This is a genomic window from Pseudomonas sp. 273 (assembly GCF_029201425.1).
Classification (GTDB): domain Bacteria; phylum Pseudomonadota; class Gammaproteobacteria; order Pseudomonadales; family Pseudomonadaceae; genus Pseudomonas; species Pseudomonas delhiensis.
The window spans coordinates 7,336,343-7,354,544 of record NZ_CP116775.1; the positions used below are offsets into that span (position 1 = coordinate 7,336,343).

The window sequence follows — 18,202 nt, forward strand, 5'->3', positions numbered from 1 at the left end:
CCTGCTCGATCGCCTGCGCGTCGTCCGCGAGCGCGGCTGGACACCCATCGACGCCGCGGCCTACGCCGAGGCCTGGCAGCGCTTCGGCGGCAGCGTGGCGACCCACCCGCAGGTGGTGGAGCGCCTGGCGGGCCTGGCCGGCATCCCGGTGCGCTACCTGGGCTGGGTCGCCGACGGCCAGCTGCGCGCCGCCATCCCCACCTGGGGCCGGCACCTGGCGCTGTCCAAGGAAGTGCTCAAGCGCGAAGGCAAGAAGGCGCTGTTCGACCTGGGCAACGCCGAGGTCATCCTGCCGATCGCCGAGGATGCGCGCATTGCCCTGCGCCATCGGGTGCGCTATCTGTCCGAGCTGAACCAGCCGCAGGTGACCGACGCCCGCCGGCAGGACGAGGAACTGGCGCTGAACCGCGCGCCGGCGGACTTCTCCAAGAAATTCCGCTACAACCAGCGCCGCGAGCTGCGCCTGCTGGAAGAGGCCGGCGGCGTGCTGCAGCCGATGGACGAACTGGGCCCGGCCGAACAGGCGCGCATCTACGCCGAGCTGTTCCAGCGCCGCTGGGGCTTCGAGGTGCCGGGCAAGGCGCGCCTGGCCGAGGTGCTCGGGCTGATGCGCGAGTTCATGCGCGGCTCGCTGGTGCGCCTGGACGGCGAGCCGGTGGCGATCCAGATCCTCTACCGCGTCGAGTCGCCGAAGTGGATCAGCGTCGAATACATCAACGGCGGCGTGGCCCCGGAGAACCGCGAGTTCAGCCCCGGCAGCGTGCTCACCCACGTCAACACCCAGCAGGCCTGGGCCGAAGCCGAGGCGCTGGGCAAGCCGCTACGCTATTCCTTCGGCCGCGCCGACCGCGAATACAAGGACCGCTGGTGCCACCGGGTGCCGGTGTTCCAGGTGTAACGGCACAATCCCGTCATTCCCGCGAACGCGGGAACCCAGTGGCTGTGTAGGAGCGGACTCCGTCCGCGATCGACCCCGGAGAACCCCATGAGCGCCCGCAAGCAGCAACTGCTCAAGGCCCACCGCCGCAAGAAGCGCCTGGTGCTGCTGGTCGCCCTGCTGGCGCTGGTGGCGCTGGCGGTCTTCGCACCCTGGTGGAGCGTGCCCCTGGCCGTGCTGCTGGGCTGGGTGGCCCACGAGGCCTGGTTCGCCGACCACCTGTTCTACTCGCCGCGCGACGACTACCGCTACGACTTCCCGGAAGGCCAGCTGAGCCTGCCGGCGTCCCTCGGCCCCCACGGCCTGCACGTCGCCACCGATGCGCTGCCCGGGGACTACGAGACGCTGCTCCTGCAGATCCGCGTCAGGGCCAACTGGCTGGGCCGCTGGCTCGACCCGCAGGTGCTGATCGAGGGCAGCGAGGGCATCGACCGCCAGGACTTCGAGCGCGGCGTGAACGGCGTGCGCTACCTCAACCTGTCCGGCCAGGGCGCGGCCCTGCGCGGTGGGCACCTGCGCATCCGCGGCCGCCACTGCCGCCTCGACAGCCAGGGCACCCTGCACGCCTTCCACAACCCGGACTACGCCGAGCGTCGGCTGATGGTCATCGCGCCCCACGCCGACGACGCCGAACTGGCCGCCTTCGGCCTATACAGCCGCGCCGAAGAGGTGAGCATCGTCACCCTGACCCAGGGCGAGATCGAGGCCGGGCACTACCAGCGCCTGGGCCTGGACCAGGCCGCCGCGGCGCGCCTGAAGGGCCGCCTGCGCACCTGGGACAGCCTGGCCGTGCCGCTGTGGGGCGGGGTGCCGGCCAGCCGCTGCGTGCAACTGGGCTACTACTGCCTGCAATTGCCGGCGATGTGCGGCGAACCGGACAAGGGCTTCGGCTCGCGGGAGTCCGGCGAGAGCGACATCCGCGACCTGCGCCGGCACAACCCGCTGAAGCTGCCGGCCGACGCCGACGGCGTGCCCAGCTGGAACAACCTGGTGGCGGACCTGGCGGCGCTGCTGGAGCACTTCCGTCCCGAGGTGCTGGTCACCCCGCACCCGCAGCTGGACCCCCACGCCGACCACGTGCACGCCACGCGGGCGCTGCAGGAGGCCATCCAGCTCAGCGCCTGGAAGCCGCAGACACTGCTGCTCTACGCTAACCACCTGCACGACAACGACCGCTGGCCCATGGGCCCGGCCGAAGGCGGCGTGGCCCTGCCGCCGTGCATCGAAGCGCTGCCGGCCGACGCCCTGTGGAGCCCGGCGCTGGACGCCGCCACGCGCCTCGACAAGGCCCAGGCCCTGGCCATGCAGCACGACCTGACGGTCCCGCTGCCGGCCAAGAAGCGCCTGCGCCGGCTGATCCAGCAGGCCCTGGCCGGGCGCCGCTGGCCGGCCAGCGGCGAGGACGAATTCTTCCGCAAGGCGGTGCGCCGCCACGAGCTGTTCTGGGTGCGCCCGCTGCGCTGAACGACCGGTGCCCGGCGCGAGGCCGGGCGAGCGGCTATGGTATTATCCGCGGCGATTTCGACCTGCGGAGTTCCCATGAAACTGACCATGCCCCGTTTCGATCAGGCCCCTGTGCTGGTGGTCGGCGACGTGATGCTCGACCGCTACTGGCACGGCGCGACCTCGCGCATCTCGCCCGAGGCGCCGGTGCCGGTGGTGCGGGTCGAGCAGCATGAGGACCGCCCCGGCGGCGCGGCCAACGTCGCGCTGAACCTGGCCGCCCTGGGCGCCCCGGCCTTCCTGGTCGGCGTCACCGGCGAGGACGAGGCCGCCGCCAGCCTGGCCGACAGTCTTGGCGCGGTGGGCGTGACCACCCGCTTCCAGCGCATCGCCGGGCAGCCGACCATCGTCAAGCTGCGCGTCATGAGCCGGCATCAACAGTTGTTGCGGGTGGACTTCGAGGAACCCTTCAGGACCGACGCCCAGGCCCTGGCCCGCGAGACCGAGGCGCTGCTGGACCAGGTCCGCGTGCTGGTGCTGTCGGACTACGGCAAGGGCGCGCTGAAGAACCACCAGGCGCTGATCCAGGCTGCGCGCAAGCGCAACATCCCGGTGCTGGCCGACCCCAAGGGCAAGGACTTCTCCATCTACCGCGGCGCCAGCCTGATCACCCCGAACCTCTCCGAGTTCGAGGCCATCGTCGGCCGCTGCCAGGACGAGAACGAGCTGGTGGCCAAGGGCCTGAAGCTGCTCGGCGACCTGGAGCTGGGCGCGCTGCTGGTGACCCGCGGCGAGCACGGCATGACCCTGCTGCGCCCCGGCCACCCGGCGCTGCACCTGCCGGCCCGCGCCCGCGAAGTGTTCGACGTCACCGGCGCCGGCGACACCGTGATTTCCACCCTGGCCGGCGCCCTGGCCGCCGGCGAGGACCTGCCCCAGGCCGTGGCCCTGGCCAACCTGGCCGCCGGCATCGTGGTCGGCAAGCTCGGCACCGCCGCCATCAGCGCTCCCGAACTGCGCCGCGCGGTGCAGCGCGAGCAGGGCTCCGAGCGCGGCGTGCTGGGCCTGGAGCAACTGCTGCTGGCCATCGAGGACGCCCGCGCCCACGGCGAGAAGATCGTCTTCACCAACGGCTGCTTCGACATCCTCCACGCCGGCCACGTCAGCTACCTGGAACAGGCCCGCGCCCAGGGCGACCGGCTGATCGTGGCGGTCAACGACGACGCCTCGGTGGGCCGCCTGAAAGGCCCGGGCCGGCCGATCAACAGTGTCGACCGGCGCATGGCGGTGCTCGCCGGCCTCGGCGCGGTGGACTGGGTGGTGAGCTTCAGCGAGGACACCCCCGAACGCCTGCTCGCCCAGGTGCGCCCGGACGTGCTGGTCAAGGGCGGCGACTACTCCGTCGACCAGGTGGTCGGCGCCGACATCGTCAGCGCCTACGGCGGCGAAGTGCGCGTCCTCGGCCTGGTGCCGAACAGCTCCACCACCGCCATCGTCGAAAAGATCCGCCAAAAGCGCTAACGTCGATATCCCCTGGACGTAGGGCGTATAACCGTTCGCGGTTATACGCCGCCTGACCTTGGCTGAACCTCTGCTCGCTGCCAAACTCGAAGCGCCCCTCACCCGTCGCGTCAGACTCGGAAGCTCCGGCCGAATCCCATACGGACTCCAGGGCGCTCCGGGCTCGACCTCGAAGCCGCCGATGTGGCCGGGCGTAACGGCGTACAACCGCGAACGGTTGTACGCCCTACGTTCCCAGTGACCGCCGTGCCATGCGTTCCCGGCAAAGCGGTCATGGTCTCGCCGCCGCCTCCCGGCGCATGATCCCCGGCATCCCATCCCCCCGTGGAGCGAGATGCCATGACCACCGACGTGCAGGGCCGCGCCCTGGCCGTGCTCAACCGGGTGGCCCAGGCCGACTGGCCGGACCGCCTGAAGCTGCGCAAACCCTTCGAGAAGCTGCTCTACACCGGTAGCCGCACCGGCTTCCGCATGGCCAGCCAGCGTGCCGCCAAGCAAACCAAGACGCCGCGCAAGGTCGACCCGGACGGGCTCTTCGACCTGACGCTGTCCGACGAACAGCAGATGCTGGTGGACATGCTCGAAGGCTTCGCCGCCGAGGTGCTGCGCCCGGCCGCCCACGATGCCGACGCCGACGCCGGGGTGCCCGCCGAACTGCTCAACCAGGCCCTGGAACTGGGCCTGGCCTACTACGGCGTGAGCGAAGTGCACGGCGGCATGGCTGGCGAACGCACCGTGCTGACCAACGCGCTGATCGCCGAGGCCCTGGCCCGTGGCGACCTGAGCCTGGCCGCGGCGCTGCTGGTGCCGCTGTCGGCGGCCAACTGCATCCGCCGCTGGGCCAGCCCGCAGCAGCAGGCGCAGTGGCTGCCGGCGTTCGTCGGCGAGGACGGTCCGCCGCTGATCGGCATCGCCGTGGGCGAGCCGCAGTTGCTGGCCGACCCCGCGCAGCTGAAGACCCAGGCGCGCAAGCGCGGCCGCCATTACCTGCTGTCCGGCGAGAAGTGCCTGGTGGTACGCGGGCTGGATGCCAGCCAGTTGCTGGTCGCCGCGCAGACCGCCGACGGCCCGGCGCTGTTCCTGGTCGACGCCGCCGCCAAGGGCGTGGAGCGCCGCCCCGAGCCGGCCATGGGCCTGAAGGCCGCCGGCACCGCGCGCATCCGCCTGAAGGGCGTGAAGGTCGACGCCGGCCGTCGCCTGGCCGCGGAGAAATTCGACTACCAGGCCTTCCTCGACCTCAGCGGCCTGGCCTGGTGCGCCCTGGCCCTGGGCACCGGGCAGGCGGCGCTGGACTACGTGATCGGCTACTGCAACGAGCGCGAGGCCTTCGGCGAGCCCATCAGCCACCGCCAGGGCGTGGCCTTCATGGTCGCCGACATCGCCATCGAACTGGACGCCATGCGCCTGATGACCTGGCGCGCCTGCGCCCTGGCCGAGCGCGGCCAGCCGTTCCACCGCGAGGCCTACCTGGCGCGCCTGCTCTGCGCCGAAAAGGCCATGAAGATCGGCACCGACGCCGTGCAGCTGCTCGGCGGCCACGGCTTCACCAAGGAACACCCAGCCGAGCGCTGGTACCGCGACCTGCGCGCCCTGGCCGTGATGGCCGGCGGCCTGCACCTCTGAGGAGCGCCTGCATGTACCTGGAAACCCCGAAGAAATTCCGTGGCCTGGTCAACCAGGCGCACCAGGTGGCGGAAAACTACCTGCGGCCGATCTCGCGCAAGTACGACAAGGCCGAGCACGCCTACCCCAAGGAGCTGGACCTGCTGGCCGCGCTGCTGGACGGCATGAACGCCGGCTCGCCGGACGCCGTGGGCGCCACCTCGGCCAGCAAGCGCAAGGGCGCGGCGGCGGAGGAGGGCGTGAAGAACGGCGGCAACCTCTCCGCCTGCCTGGGCGTGATGGAAATGTGCTGGGGCGACGTTGGCCTGCTGCTGGCCATGCCGCGCCAGGGCCTGGGCAACGCCGCCATCGCCGCGGTGGCCAACGACGAGCAGCTCAAGCGCTTCGGCGGCACCTGGGCGGCCATGGCCATCACCGAGCCGGGCTGCGGCTCGGACTCGGCGGCCATCCGCGCCACGGCCACCCGCGACGGCGACCACTACGTGCTCAATGGCGAGAAGATCTTCGTCACCTCTGGCGCCCGCGCCGACGCGGTGGTGGTCTGGGCCACCCTGGACCGCGGCCTGGGCCGCGCGGCCATCAAGTCCTTCGTGGTGGAGAAGGGTACCCCGGGCATGACCGTCACCCGCTTGGAGAAGAAGCTCGGGATCAAGGCTTCGGACACCGCCTCCATCAGCTTCGCCGACTGCCGGGTGCCGGCGGCCAACCTGCTGGGCAATGCCGAGATCGACGTGCAGAAGGGCTTCGCCGGCGTCATGGAGACCTTCGACAACACCCGACCGCTGGTGGCGGCCATGGCGGTCGGCGTGGCCAAGGCCTCGCTGGACCGCGCCCGCGAACTGCTGAAGAAGGCCGGCTGCCGCTTCGACTACGCCAGGCCGCTGCTGAGCGTGTCCCACGCCGAGGCGACCCTGTACCGCCTGGAGGCGGAATGGGAGGCCGCACGCCTGCTGACGCTGAAGGCCGCATGGATGGCCGACAACCGCCAGCCCAACTCCAGGGAGGCCTCCATCGCCAAGGCCAAGGCCGGGCGGGTGGCCAACGAGGTCACCCTGAAGTGCGTGGAACTGGCCGGAGCCCTGGGCTACGGCGAGGACGAGCTGCTGGAAAAATGGGCGCGGGATTCGAAGATCCTCGACATCTTCGAGGGCACCCAGCAGATCCAGCTGCTGATCGTGGCGCGCAGGCTGTTGGGCAAGACCTCCAGCCAATTGAAGTGACCGGAGCAGCCGTTCACATGTAGGAGCGCGCCCTGCGCGCGATTCGCAGGCAGGGCCTGCTCCTACAGGTTGGGGACGTACGCAGGCGTAATGCTCTTCGTAGGATGGGTTGAGCTTGCGAAACCCGTGCGGTCGTGGCGATGGGTATCGCTTCGCTCAACCCATCCTACGGGGTGTTGTGTTTGCCGGAGGGCGTAGGAGCGGACCTTGTCCGCGATAGCCGGAGGTTTCGGCGCGATTCGCGGATGAGATCCGCTCCTACGCCATCCCACCCGCGCCATTCCGATGTAGGAGCGCGCCCTGCGCGCGAATCGCGGGCAGGGCCCGCTCCTACAGGGGTGCCTTCAGGCCGTGCGCCGGCCCTTGCCGGAGTTGCCGTTGGCCGGCGGCAGGCTGTCGAGCCAGTCGCGGAAGCGGATGCGCTCGTCGCGCACCAGCCAGCCGTCCTGCTCGGCGAAGCTTTCCGAGAGCCACAGGCCGCGGGTCGCGGCTTTCACCAGTTCGCCCTTGCGCAGGGTGAAGAGCGTGCCGGTGGGCTGGCCGTGCTCCAGCGGCAGCAGGTAGAGGTCCGGCCGTCGGCGGTCCAGGCGGGCCACCAGCGGGCCGCTTTCCAGGCGCTCGTCGACGTGGAACAGGCTGACGTCGCGCACGTCCCTGGGTAGCTCCATGCGCATGTCGTAGACCAGTTGCAGCGAGGCAGTGGGCAGGTGCACGTAGGCCTGCGGGCGCTCCAGCAGGCGCAGGGCGCCGGCCTGCACCGGGCGTGCGGCGCCGGACAGCGGCGTCAGCGAGAAGTGGCTGGCCTCGCGGTAGCGCAGGGTGTCCTGGTAGGGCGTCGGCAGCCAGGTGTCGCCGAAGCGCCCGCCCAGCCAGCCGTCGGCGGTTTCCACCAGGCATTCCTCGGCCACTTCCTGGATGGCGGTGAGCAGCGGCAGGTTCAGCTCGTGGGATGGCACGTAGCCGGAAATCAGCTTGAGCACGGTGTCGCCGCGGTCGGCGCGCTGCTGGCGCACCAGCACCCAGTAGTCGCGGCCCTGCCAGTTGAGCGTCAGGCGCACCGACACGCCCAGGTTGGCGAGCTCGGCGGTGAAGTGCCGGGCATCGGCCACCTGTACCGGGCGGCGGCGCCCCAGGACCTGGGAGAAATTCAGCGGCAGGCCGAGGCCCTGGTAGACCAGGCTGTCGGGGTTGGCCTCGACCAGCAACGGCAAGGTCTTGAAGGCGGTCGGGTCCTTGCGGGCGAGCGTACGGGGCATGGGCGGTCCTCGTCGTACAGGGCGCGTCGGGCCGCCCGCGGGGTGGGCGGCCTGGCCGATCGTTCCGGGTTGCCAGTGGCTACGGCGTTGACGGCGAACTTCGAAAACCCTCGATTATTTCGAGGTTAACCCTGAAAGGGTCTTGGTTTTCGGCTGTTTTTCCTGTCAGCGAGCTTTTGGCGGCAATTTTGCGTGCCGCGGTTTTTCACCGCGGAGTCTGAGCATGGCACAGGAATGCGCCCTTTGTGTCAACCTTGGATGACTGCCGATCAACGGTCGTGGCGGCACCGTACCCGGCTGGCAGCCCTCAGCCGCCGAGGACTTCGGCCGCCAGCGCGACGTTGTGCCGCAGGTGCTGCGGGTTGATGGTGCCGACGATGGCCGCGCCCACGCCGGGGTGGCCGAACACCAGCTCGAAGCTGGCGCGCACCGGGTCCTGGCCTTCGGCCAGGCAGGCGTGGCCACTGGCCAGGGCCTTCTTCACCAGGATGCCGCGGTGGTGCGCCAGGGCGTGATCGATCACCGCTTTCTCGGCCTGTTCGCCGAGGTTGTAGGTGACCATGGCGCAGTCGCCGCGCTGCAGCGCCAGCAGGCCGCCGTCGACGGTCTTGCCGGAGAAGCCGAAGCCGCGGATCAGGCCTTCCTGCTTGAGCCGCTCGAGGGTTTCGTAGACCTCGGTGTGCTGCAGGACGTGCAGGTCGTTGCCGTCGGAGTGCACCAGCACCAGGTCGATGTAGTCGGTTTCCAGGCGGCGCAGGCTGCGCTCCACCGACAGGCGGGTGTGGGCGGCGCTGAAGTCGAAGCGCGACTGGCCGCCGTCGAACTCCTCGCCGGTCTTGCTGACGATCACCCAGTCCTGGCGCTGGCCGCGCAGCAGCGGGCCGAGGCGCTCCTCGCTGCGGCCATAGGCCGGCGCGGTGTCGAGCAGGTTGATGCCCAGCTCGCGGGCCAGCGCCAGCAGGTCGGCGGCCTCGCGGTCGTCGGGGATGCGGAAGCCATTGGGGTACTTCACCCCCTGGTCGCGGCCCAGCTTGACGGTGCCCAGGCCCAGCGGCGAGACGTTCAGGCCGGTGCTGCCCAGCGGGCGGCGCAGCGCGTGCAGGCCGCTCATGGCAGCAGTTCCTCCCACACCGGGCGGGCCATGGGCGGGCGCGGCAGCTCCGGCAGCGCAGCGCCGGCGGCGGGGCGGATGCCGTCGCGGTCCAGGGCCTCGAAGACGCGGTCGGCGAAGTTCGGCGCCAGCGCCAGCTTGGTCGGCCAGCCCACCAGCAGGCGGCCCTGGTCGGCGAGGAAGGCGCTGTCCGGGCGCAGCAGGCCGGACTGCGCCGGTTCGGCGCGGTCCACCCGCAGGGTGGCCCAGCGCGCGGCCGACAGGTCGACCCAGGGCAGCAGCTTGCGCAACTCGCGCTGGGCCTCGGCGATCTGCTCGGCTTCGCTGCGGGCCACGCCTTCGGCTTCGGCGATGTCGCCGCCGAGGTACCAGACCCACTGGCCGTCGGCGGCCGGGTGGGTGGTCACGGTGACCCGCGGCTTGGGCCCGCCGCCCACGCAGTGGGCGTACAGCGGCTTCAGCGTCGGCGCCTTGAGCAGCACCATGTGCAGCGGGCGGCGCTGCATGGCCGGCTGGTCCAGGCCGAGTTCGCGCAGCAGCGCCTCGTTGCCGGCGCCGGCGGCGAACACCACGCGCTGGGCGCGGATGTCGCGGCCGTCGACGCGCAGGCCGACCAGCTCGTCGCCTTCGCGCAGCGGCTCGATGCGTTCGCCGGCCAGCAGGCCGTCCCCGGCCAGCACCGCCAGGTGGGCGATGAGGCTGGGCACGTCCAGCACCAGTTCCGAGAGGCGGTAGGCCTTGCCCTTGAAGGCCTTGTCCTGCAGCGCCGGCGGCAGCTCGTCGCCCTTCACCTGGGCCACGCGGCTGCGCACCGCCTTGCTGGCGAAGAAGCTGGTGAGGTTGCCGGCCAGGCCGCCCGGCGACCACAGGTAGTGGGCGTCGGAGAGCACGCGCACGCCGCGCAGGTCCAGCTCGCCGTCGCCGGCCAGGCACTGGCGCCACAGCGAGGGCATGTCGGCGATGGCTTCCGAGGCGCCGGTCAGCGCGCCGTGCAGGGCGTACTTGGTGCCGCCGTGGATGATCCCCTGCGAGCGCATGCTCTGCACGCCGCCGAGCGCGGTGTTCTCCAGCAGCACGCTGGATAAGCCGGCGCGACGCAGGCGGGCATTCAGCCAGAGGCCGGCGATGCCGCCGCCGACGACGAGGATGTCGGTGCTCAGGGGTTGGGTCATGGAAGGGCGCGCCTCGCGTGAAACGAAGCGCGCAGTATAACCGAGGGGCCGTGGCTCAGTGGCCGACGCTGCGCGAGAACAGCTGGATCACCACCACGCCGCTGACGATCAGGCCCATGCCCAGCACGGCCGGGCCATCGAGCTTCTGCTGGTAGAGCACCAGCGCGGCGACGCTGACCAGCACGATGCCCAGGCCGGCCCAGATGGCGTAGGCGATGCCCACCGGGATGCTGCGCACCACCAGGGTGAGCATCCAGAAGGAGATGGCGTAGCCGACGATCACCAGCAGCAGGGGCAGGGGCGTGGACAGGCCTTTCACCGACTTCAGCGAAGCGGTGGCGATGACTTCGGCGACGATGGCGATGGCGAGATAGAGATAGCCGGGCATGTTCAGTCCTCCCCAGGAGCGGCCGGGCGGGCGGCCGATATTGCGAATAGCGACATTCTAGTGTTCCTGGCGATGGGATAAAGTCATTACCTATCTGAAAAGGAGATAGGCCATGCAGTGGAACCTGGACCAGTTGCGACTCTTCGTCAGCGTCGCCGATCAATCCTCCTTCTCGGCGGCGGCGCGCCAGCTCAAGCGCGTGCAGTCAGCGGTGAGCTCGTCCATCGCGCTGCTGGAGAGCGACCTGGGCGTGAGCCTGTTCGACCGCAGCAGCGGCCGCCAGCCGGTGCTGACCGAGGAGGGCAGGGCGCTGCTCGACGAGGCCCGCGAGGTGCTGCGCCAGTGCGAGCGCCTGGAAAGCCGCGCCGCCGCCCTGGTGCGCGGCGAGGAAGCGCGCCTGCGCCTGGCCCAGGACGAGGCCATGCCCTACCAGCCGGTGCTCTCCAGCCTGCAGGCGCTGGCCCGGGCCTTCCCGACCCTGGAAGTGCAACTGGCCAGCGGCGCCCAGGGCGACGTGGCGCGCAAGCTGCTGGAGCGCCGTGCCGACCTCGGCCTGCTGTTCCACCACGAGGGCATGCCGGACGAACTGGAGCGCCAGCACCTGGGCACCATCGAGATGGTCACGGTGTGTGGCGCCGGCCACGCCCTGGCCCGCCTGGACTACGCCGACCGGCGCGAGCTGGCGCGGCACCGCCAGTTGCTGATGGCGCCGCAGGACAGCCATTACCCCGGCGGCGAGCAGATCAGCCCGCTGGTGTGGCGCGCCGACAGCTTCTACGCCATGGCCGAGCTGCTGATGCGCGACCTCGGCTGGGCCTGGCTGCCGCGCCACGTGGCGCAGTACCCGGCCTACCAGCCGCTGCTGGTGGAACTGGCCAGCGACTGGACGCCGCCGCCGCTGGTGGTGGAGCTGGTCTGCCGCCGCGACGAGCCCCTGGGCCCGGCGGCGCAATGGCTGGGCAGATGCTTCGCCGAGCACCTGAAGGAATAGGACGCACGACTGTAGGAGCGGACTCCGTCCGCGATGGCTCGCCCCCGCGCCATCGATCGCGGATAAATCCGCTCCTACGGTAAGCCCCGCGCGAACGTCCGGGTGTTATTTGCTACTCTCCGCCGCCATGAACCGGACCCTCTATACCCTGCTGTTCCACCTGGGCCTGCCGCTGGTCGCGCTGCGCCTGTTCCTGCGTTCGCGCAAGGCGCCGGCCTACGCCCGGCGTATCGGCGAGCGCTTTTCCTTCGGCCTGCCGAAGATGCAGCCGGGCGGCATCTGGGTGCACGCCGTGTCGGTGGGCGAGAGCATCGCCGCGGCGCCGATGATCCGTGCCCTGCAGCAGCGTTATCCACAGCTGCCGATCACCGTCACCTGCATGACGCCGACCGGCTCCGAGCGCATCCGCGCGCTGTTCGGCGACAGCGTGCAGCACTGCTACCTGCCCTACGATCTGCCCTGGGCCGCGTCGCGCTTCCTGGAACGGGTGAAGCCGCGCCTGGCGGTGATCATGGAAACCGAGCTGTGGCCCAACCATATCCACCAGTGCGCCCGCCGCGGCATCCCGGTGGCGCTGGCCAACGCGCGCCTGTCGGAACGCTCGGCGCGCGGCTATGCGCGCTTCGAGGGGCTGACGCGGCCGATGCTCGGCGAGATGAGCTGGCTGGCGGTGCAGACCGAGGCCGAGGCCGAGCGCTTCCGCCGCCTGGGCGCGCGCCCGGAGTGCGTGAGCGTGACCGGCTCGATCAAGTTCGACCTGAGCATCGACCCCGCACTGCTCGCCCGCGCCGCGGCCCTGCGCCACGACTGGCAGACCGAGGGCCGGCCGGTGTGGATCGCCGCCAGCACCCACGCGGGGGAGGACGAGATCGTCCTCGCCGCCCACCGCAAGCTGCTGGAGACGCATCCGGATGCCCTGTTGATCCTGGTGCCGCGCCACCCGGAGCGCTTCGACGGCATGTTCGAGCTGTGCCGCCGCGAGGGCTTCGCCACGCTGCGGCGTTCCAGCGGCGAGCCGGTGCAGGCAGCCACCCAGGTGCTGCTCGGCGACACCATGGGCGAGCTGCTGTTCCTCTACGCCCTGGCCGACGTCGCCTTCGTCGGCGGCAGCCTGGTGCCCAACGGCGGCCACAACCTGCTGGAGCCGGCGGCCCTGGGCAAGCCGGTGCTGGCCGGACCACAGCTGTTCAACTTCCTCGAGATAGCCGCGCAACTGCGCGAGGTCGGCGCCCTGCGCGAAGTGCTGGATGCGCCGACCCTGGCGGTGGCGGTGGGGCAACTGTGGGATGAGCCAGCGGTGGCGCAGCGCATGGCCGAGGCCGGGCGGGGTGTGCTGCGGGCGAACCAGGGGGCTTTGCAGCGGTTGCTCGATGGGCGCGGTTGTTGGGGTAGGGTTTTCGTAGGAGCGAGCTTGCTCGCGAACGGTGCTGGCCTGTGGCTTCGGTGCCTTGGCCTGACTCCGCACCCTCTCCCTAACCCTCTCCCTGAAGGGAGAGGGGACTGTTCGGCAGAAACGGGTATTGCGGAGTCAGCCGGAAACTCTGGCGTATCCGGCCGACACGGGGCTTGCAGCCGGCACGGACGGCTCCCTCTCCCTTCAGGGAGAGGGCTGGGGGTGTTGCGGGCGAACCAGGGGGCTTTGCAGCGGTTGCTCGATGGGCTGGCGCGGTTGTTGGGGTAGGGTTTTCGTAGGAGCGAGCTTGCTCGCGAATGGAGTTCGCCGGTGACTTCGGTGCTTTGGCTGGACTCCGCTCCCTCTCCCTAACCCTCTCCCTGAAGGGAGAGGGGACCGTTGGGCAGAGCTGGGTGTTCTGGAGTTAGCCGGCAACACCGAAGGTTTCCAGCTGAAACCATCACGTCTCTCGGCACGGACTAGCCCCTCTCCCTTCAGGGAGAGGGATGGGGAGAGGGGACGGTGGTGACCTCATGCACCGCCATGACCGGGAAACTCCGTTCGCGAGCAAGCTCGCTCCTGCAGAAAGGCGCCGTGTCAGAACGTCGGCGGCGTGATCACCCAGAGCACCACCGCATCCACGTCCCCCGGGTTGCCGTAGCGGTGCGGCTCCTGGCTGGAGTAGCTGAAGCTGTCGCCCTCGTTCAGCTGGAAGTAGCGCTCGCCCACCCACAGCTCGAAGGTGCCGCTGAGCAGGTAGCCGGCTTCCTCACCCTCGTGGCTGTAGCTCTGCTGGCTGTAGGTGCCCGGCGGGAAGCGCGAGTGGAGGATCTCCAGCTGGCGGCTGGGCTGCGGGCTGAGCAGTTCGTCGACGATGCCGTCCTCGTAGTGCACGCTGGTGCGGGCGTTGCGCCGCACCACGTAGCCGGCGTCGGCCGGGTCGGCCTGCACTTCGCTGGCGAAGAACCACTGGATGGTCACCCCCAGGCTGCGGGCGATGTTGAACAGCGCCGGGATCGACGGGTAGGCAAGGTTGCGCTCCAGCTGGCTGATGTAGCCGGCGGTGAGCTTGCTCTGCTCGGCCAGCTCGGCCAGGGTCATGCCGCGCCGCTTGCGCAGGCCGCGGATGCGCGTGCCGAGGAATTGCGCTTCGGGGCTGGCGGGGGCTTCCTGCGGGGCTTTCGGGCTCATGCGGCAAAGGTCCTGGAGAAAAACGGCTACAGGCTACAGGCTACAGGCGGCAGGCTGAAGCGGCTCTTGCTTTTGCCTGCAGCCTGTCGCCTGCCGCCGCCCCTATATCGCCCAGGCTGCCTTGAGGCCTTCGTAGATGGCTTCTTCGGCTGTGCGCGGGGCCAGGCAGTCGCCGATGCGGCGGAATTCCACCAGGCCTTCCAGTTCCGCGGCGAGGTCGTCCACCGGCTGGTGGCCCTGGCACAGCACGAGGGTGTCGATGTCTTCGAAGATCATCGGTTCGCCGCTGGCGCTGTGCTGCAGGTAGACGCTGCTGTCGTCGCAGCCGTACAGCCGCGCGTAGGGGTTATCTCGATGCCCAGGCGGTGCAGCTCGCCGGCCAGGTGGTCGCGTACGTACAGCGGCAGGTTCTCGCCGGCGTGGGTGCCGTTCACCGCCAGGCGCACCTGGTGGCCGGCGCGTACCAGTTGCTCGGCGATGCCGGGGGCGATCCAGTCGCAGCGCCAGTCGGTGACCAGCACCGAGCGGCCGACCTGCACCTCGCCGCGCAGCACCTGCCAGGCGTCCACCACCTGCAGTTCGCCGCCGCGCTCGAACGGCGGCCAGTAGGGCCTGGCGCCGGTGGCGACTATCATCAGGTCGGGTTTCTCGGCTTCCACCAGGGCGCGGTCGACGCGGGTGTTGCGGCGCACTTCCACGCCGGCCAGCTGCATCTCGCGCTGCAGGTTGGTGGAGGCGCCGCCGAACTCGGCGCGGCGCGGCAGCAGTTGCGCCAGGTTGACCTGGCCGCCGAGCTGCGCGCCGGCTTCGCAGAGGATCACCTCATGGCCGCGCTGGGCCGCCACCGCCGCGGCCTTCATGCCCGCCGGGCCACCGCCGGCCACCAGCACGCGCTTGCGCTGCACGGCCGGTTCGATGCGCCCGTACTGCAGCTCGCGGCCGGTTTCCGGGTGCTGGATGCAGGAGATCGGGTAGCCGCGGTGGAAGTGGCCGATGCACGCCTGGTTGCAGGCGATGCAGGCGCGCACGTCCTCGACGTGGCCGCTCTCGGTCTTGCTCGGCATCTGCGGGTCGCAGATCAGTGCGCGGGTCATGCCGCACACGTCGGCCTGGCCGCGGGCGATGATCAGCTCGGCTTCCTGCGGCTGGTTGATGCGCCCGGTGACGAACAGCGGGATGTCCAGGCGCGCCTTGAAGGTCGCGGCGTTGCTGGCCAGGTAGGCGGCCTCGATGGCCATCGGCGGGACGATGTGGATGGCGCCGCCGAGGGAGGCGGAGGTGCCGGCGACTATGTGCACGTAGTCCAGCTCGCCCTGCAGCGCCCGCACGGCCTGCAGCGATTCGTCCTCGGTGAGGCCCTCGGGGTCGCGTTCGTCGGCGGAGATGCGCAGGCCAACGATGAAGTCCTCGGCGGTGGCTGCGCGCACGGCGGCGACCACTTCGCGGGTGAAGCGCAGGCGCGCGTCGAGGTCGCCGTTGTAGCCGTCCTTGCGCTGGTTCACCCGCGGGTTGAGGAACTGCGCCGGCAGGTAGCCGTGGCTGGCCACCACTTCCACGCCGTCCAGCCCGGCCTGGTGCAGGCGCCGCGCGGCGGCGGCGTAGCCGGCGACTATCTCGTCGATCATGCGCTGGTCCAGCTCGCGCGGCATCACCCGGAAGCGCTCGTTGGGCGAGGCCGAGGCGGAGTAGGCCACCGCCAGCAGGCCGTCGCTGGACTCCATGATCTCGCGCCCGGGGTGGAAGATCTGCGACAGCACCACGGTGCCCTCGGCGTGGCAGGCCTCGGCGACGCGGCGGTAGCCGGGGATGCATTCGTCGTCGGTGGCCATCAGCACATGGGAGGTGTAGCGGGCGCTGTCGTGCACCCCCGCCACCTGCATCACGATCAGCCCCACGCCGCCCTTGGCGCGGGCCTGGTGGTAGGCCACCAGTTGGTCGTTGACCAGGTTGTCGGTGGGCATCGAGGTGTCGTGCCCGGTGGACATGATGCGGTTCTTCAGGCGCTTGCCACGGATTTCCAGCGGGCTGAACAGGTGCGGGAAGGCATTCGTCACGGACTTCGTCCTTTCTTGTCGTTCTGCGGGAGGTCAGGCGTTGCGGGCCTGCCAGTCGACCGGGTAGAGGGCGTAGAACACGCAGGCCTTCTCGCCTTCGTAGGCCAGGGGCGTGCGCTCGGGCACCCAGATCACGTCGCCCGGCGCGGCCTCGATGACGCGCTCGCCCAGGCGCAGGCGGAAGTGGCCTTCCAGCACCACGATCAGCTCGTCGTAGAGCACCGTCCATTCGATGGAGCAGCCGTCGAAGCGGGCCAGGCCGGCGCCCATGGTCTGGCTGTCGGCCGGGCCGATCAGGCGGCAGATGGCCGCGCGCTCCGGCGGCTGGCCGGCGTAGGGCTGGAACTGCAGGGCGGACTGCTGGAAGTGGATGACGTCGGGCACGGTGGGGACTCCTGGCGCTGGGTTTTGTTGTTATCCAAGTAACGCCATGGAAATTTACCTTCAGTAAAAAATCAACTTGTTTTTTTAAAAATGACTGGGTAGTTTCGTGTCCATGCCCCGTCGCCGACGGGGTGTGCCCAGCGACGTACTCCACAACAACTACAAGAGGAGATGCGCATGAACCGTGCTCCACGGTGTCTTCCCGCGCCGGCTGCCCCACGCCGCAGCGCCCCTTCGCCTCTGACTGCCAGCTGCCATCAGCGAGTTGTTCCGGTACGCCCAACCCACCTCCGCCGTGCCACCGCGGTGGCCACGGTTCGCATTCACAGAGGGTCCGCTCGATGATTTCGCGCAAGAACGCTTTGCAACCCCTGCTGCTGCTCCTGGGACTCGGTCTCGGCAGCGCCCAGGCGCAGGATTCCATGGTCGTGGTCGGCTATGGCGGTGCCGGGCAGAAGGCCCAGGACCTGGCCTTCTTCCAGCCCTTCGCCAAGGCCAGCGGGGCGCGCCTGACCCAGGCCGAGTACAACGGCGAGATGGCGCGCATCAAGGTGATGACCGACACCGGCCACGCCGACTGGGACGTGGTGCAGATCGAGGGCCCGGACCTGGCGCGCAACTGCGACCTGGGCATGTTCGTGCCGCTGGACTGGAAGCAACTGGGCGGCGCCGACCAACTGGTGCCCAACGCCGCCAAGGAGTGCGGCTCGGCTGCGCTGGTCTGGGGCGTGGCCATCGCCTACGACGCCGACAAGCTGAAGACCGCGCCCAGTGGCTGGCAGGATTTCTGGGACCTGCAGAAATTCCCCGGCAAGCGCGGAATGCGCAAGCGCGCGGTGTACAACCTGGAGTTCGCCCTGATGGCCGACGGCGTCGCGCCGGCGGACGTGTACAAGGTGCTCTCCACCAAGGCGGGCGTCGACCGCGCCTTCGCCAAGCTCGACCAGATCAAGCCGTCGATCCAGTGGTGGGAGGCCGGCGCCCAGCCGCCGCAGTGGCTCGCCGCCGGCGACGTGGTGATGACCACCAGCTACACCGGGCGCATCGCCGATGCCCACAAGAGCGGGCGCAACCTCGACCTGGTCTGGCCGGGCGCGCTGTACGGCATGGACTACTGGGCGATCATCAAGGGTTCGCAGCACGTCGACCTGGCCAAGCGCTTCATCGCCTTCGCCAACCAGGCCGACGCCCAGGTGGACTACGTGCACAACATCCCCTACGGCCCCACCAACAAGCAGGCCGCTGAACGCCTGCCGCAGGACCTGGCGCGCTGGGTGCCGACCGCGCCGGCGAACATCAAGGTGGGCCTGGCCATGGACGACGAGTTCTGGGCTGACCATGGCGAGGAGCTGGAGGAGCGCTTCAACGCTTGGGCGGCGCAATAGGTCAGGAGCGGCTGCAAGCTACAAGCTGCAGGCAAGAGCGAAGAGCCGGTCCCCCCTGTAATTGGATGGACTCACCCTCACCGAGGCGTCGAGGCGCCACGGTGGCATTCTAAGAAGCCACCGACAGTGAGGG

The 18,202-nt window shown here is 70.1% G+C and carries 13 protein-coding genes and 2 pseudogenes; 8 read left to right on the plus strand and 7 right to left on the minus strand.

All coding sequences use genetic code 11. The features are described from left to right. Window position 1: 1 nt before the first annotated feature. From PKO50_RS33460 to PKO50_RS33480, 5 genes are all read left to right on the plus strand, one after another. Window positions 2-898: a GNAT family N-acetyltransferase gene (locus tag PKO50_RS33460; RefSeq protein WP_275630564.1), complete on the plus strand. Its 897-nt coding sequence runs from the start codon at window positions 2-4 to the stop codon at window positions 896-898. Between the two features lie 87 nt (window positions 899-985). Next, window positions 986-2,401 carry a PIG-L family deacetylase gene (locus tag PKO50_RS33465; protein WP_275628405.1) on the plus strand — a complete coding sequence of 472 codons (1,416 nt, stop codon included), beginning with the start codon at window positions 986-988 and terminating at the stop codon, window positions 2,399-2,401. Between the two features lie 75 nt (window positions 2,402-2,476). After that, a complete protein-coding gene (gene hldE, locus PKO50_RS33470; RefSeq protein ID WP_109935191.1) occupies window positions 2,477-3,901 on the plus strand; it encodes a bifunctional D-glycero-beta-D-manno-heptose-7-phosphate kinase/D-glycero-beta-D-manno-heptose 1-phosphate adenylyltransferase HldE in 1,425 nt (474 codons plus the stop codon). 339 nt (window positions 3,902-4,240) lie between these two features. Then, on the plus strand, window positions 4,241-5,524 hold the full coding sequence (locus PKO50_RS33475; RefSeq protein ID WP_089389949.1) for an acyl-CoA dehydrogenase family protein: 1,284 nt from the start codon (window positions 4,241-4,243) through the stop codon (window positions 5,522-5,524). A gap of 11 nt (window positions 5,525-5,535) precedes the next feature. Beyond that, complete coding sequence (locus PKO50_RS33480) at window positions 5,536-6,744, plus strand: acyl-CoA dehydrogenase family protein (protein WP_109935189.1); 1,209 nt, start codon at window positions 5,536-5,538, stop codon at window positions 6,742-6,744. Window positions 6,745-7,088: 344 nt separating this feature from the next. On the opposite strand, the gene PKO50_RS33485 is transcribed toward PKO50_RS33480, so the two are convergent. The 4 genes from PKO50_RS33485 to PKO50_RS33500 form a co-directional block, all read right to left on the minus strand. Beyond that, the gene (locus PKO50_RS33485; protein ID WP_275628406.1) at window positions 7,089-8,000 is read right to left on the minus strand and encodes a metal ABC transporter ATPase; all 912 of its coding nucleotides are present in this window, start codon (window positions 7,998-8,000) and stop codon (window positions 7,089-7,091) included. 307 nt (window positions 8,001-8,307) lie between these two features. Further along, window positions 8,308-9,111, minus strand: a complete 804-nt coding sequence (locus PKO50_RS33490) for an aldo/keto reductase (RefSeq protein ID WP_275628407.1) — start codon at window positions 9,109-9,111, stop codon at window positions 8,308-8,310. After that, complete coding sequence (locus tag PKO50_RS33495) at window positions 9,108-10,283, minus strand: FAD-dependent oxidoreductase (protein ID WP_275628408.1); 1,176 nt, start codon at window positions 10,281-10,283, stop codon at window positions 9,108-9,110. The genes PKO50_RS33490 and PKO50_RS33495 overlap by 4 nt, the downstream gene beginning before the upstream one ends. A gap of 55 nt (window positions 10,284-10,338) precedes the next feature. Further along, on the minus strand, window positions 10,339-10,671 hold the full coding sequence (locus PKO50_RS33500; RefSeq protein ID WP_109935185.1) for a multidrug efflux SMR transporter: 333 nt from the start codon (window positions 10,669-10,671) through the stop codon (window positions 10,339-10,341). Between the two features lie 112 nt (window positions 10,672-10,783). Here PKO50_RS33500 and PKO50_RS33505 point away from each other — a divergent pair, with 112 nt between their 5' ends. Both PKO50_RS33505 and waaA read left to right on the plus strand, forming a co-directional pair. Further along, window positions 10,784-11,662: a LysR family transcriptional regulator gene (locus PKO50_RS33505; protein WP_109935184.1), complete on the plus strand. Its 879-nt coding sequence runs from the start codon at window positions 10,784-10,786 to the stop codon at window positions 11,660-11,662. A 127-nt stretch (window positions 11,663-11,789) separates the two neighbouring features. Further along, window positions 11,790-13,037 (plus strand): annotated as a pseudogene (waaA, locus tag PKO50_RS33510) (lipid IV(A) 3-deoxy-D-manno-octulosonic acid transferase); the annotation flags it as partial. 615 nt (window positions 13,038-13,652) lie between these two features. Here the strand turns inward: waaA and PKO50_RS33515 are convergent. From PKO50_RS33515 to PKO50_RS33525, 3 genes and pseudogenes are all read right to left on the minus strand, one after another. Continuing rightward, window positions 13,653-14,246, minus strand: coding sequence for a cupin domain-containing protein (locus tag PKO50_RS33515; protein WP_275628409.1), 594 nt, complete (start codon window positions 14,244-14,246; stop codon window positions 13,653-13,655). Between the two features lie 102 nt (window positions 14,247-14,348). Next, window positions 14,349-16,231: pseudogene (locus tag PKO50_RS33520) on the minus strand (FAD-dependent oxidoreductase). 102 nt (window positions 16,232-16,333) lie between these two features. Then, on the minus strand, window positions 16,334-16,684 hold the full coding sequence (locus tag PKO50_RS33525) for a cupin domain-containing protein (RefSeq protein ID WP_089389959.1): 351 nt from the start codon (window positions 16,682-16,684) through the stop codon (window positions 16,334-16,336). Between the two features lie 341 nt (window positions 16,685-17,025). Between PKO50_RS33525 and PKO50_RS33530 the strand changes: the two genes are divergently transcribed. Further along, window positions 17,026-18,069, plus strand: a complete 1,044-nt coding sequence (locus PKO50_RS33530) for an ABC transporter substrate-binding protein (RefSeq protein ID WP_089389960.1) — start codon at window positions 17,026-17,028, stop codon at window positions 18,067-18,069. Window positions 18,070-18,202 lie beyond the last annotated feature (133 nt).

Coding starts and splice junctions, on each gene's coding strand:
- PKO50_RS33465 (WP_275628405.1), top strand. CDS start 986: ATGAGCGCCCGCAAGCAGCAACTGCTCAAGGCCCACCGCCGCAAGAAG.
- hldE (WP_109935191.1), top strand. CDS start 2,477: ATGAAACTGACCATGCCCCGTTTCGATCAGGCCCCTGTGCTGGTGGTC.
- PKO50_RS33475 (WP_089389949.1), top strand. CDS start 4,241: ATGACCACCGACGTGCAGGGCCGCGCCCTGGCCGTGCTCAACCGGGTG.
- PKO50_RS33480 (WP_109935189.1), top strand. CDS start 5,536: ATGTACCTGGAAACCCCGAAGAAATTCCGTGGCCTGGTCAACCAGGCG.
- PKO50_RS33485 (WP_275628406.1), bottom strand. CDS start 8,000: ATGCCCCGTACGCTCGCCCGCAAGGACCCGACCGCCTTCAAGACCTTG.
- PKO50_RS33490 (WP_275628407.1), bottom strand. CDS start 9,111: ATGAGCGGCCTGCACGCGCTGCGCCGCCCGCTGGGCAGCACCGGCCTG.
- PKO50_RS33495 (WP_275628408.1), bottom strand. CDS start 10,283: ATGACCCAACCCCTGAGCACCGACATCCTCGTCGTCGGCGGCGGCATC.
- PKO50_RS33500 (WP_109935185.1), bottom strand. CDS start 10,671: ATGCCCGGCTATCTCTATCTCGCCATCGCCATCGTCGCCGAAGTCATC.
- PKO50_RS33505 (WP_109935184.1), top strand. CDS start 10,784: ATGCAGTGGAACCTGGACCAGTTGCGACTCTTCGTCAGCGTCGCCGAT.
- PKO50_RS33515 (WP_275628409.1), bottom strand. CDS start 14,246: ATGAGCCCGAAAGCCCCGCAGGAAGCCCCCGCCAGCCCCGAAGCGCAA.
- PKO50_RS33530 (WP_089389960.1), top strand. CDS start 17,026: ATGATTTCGCGCAAGAACGCTTTGCAACCCCTGCTGCTGCTCCTGGGA.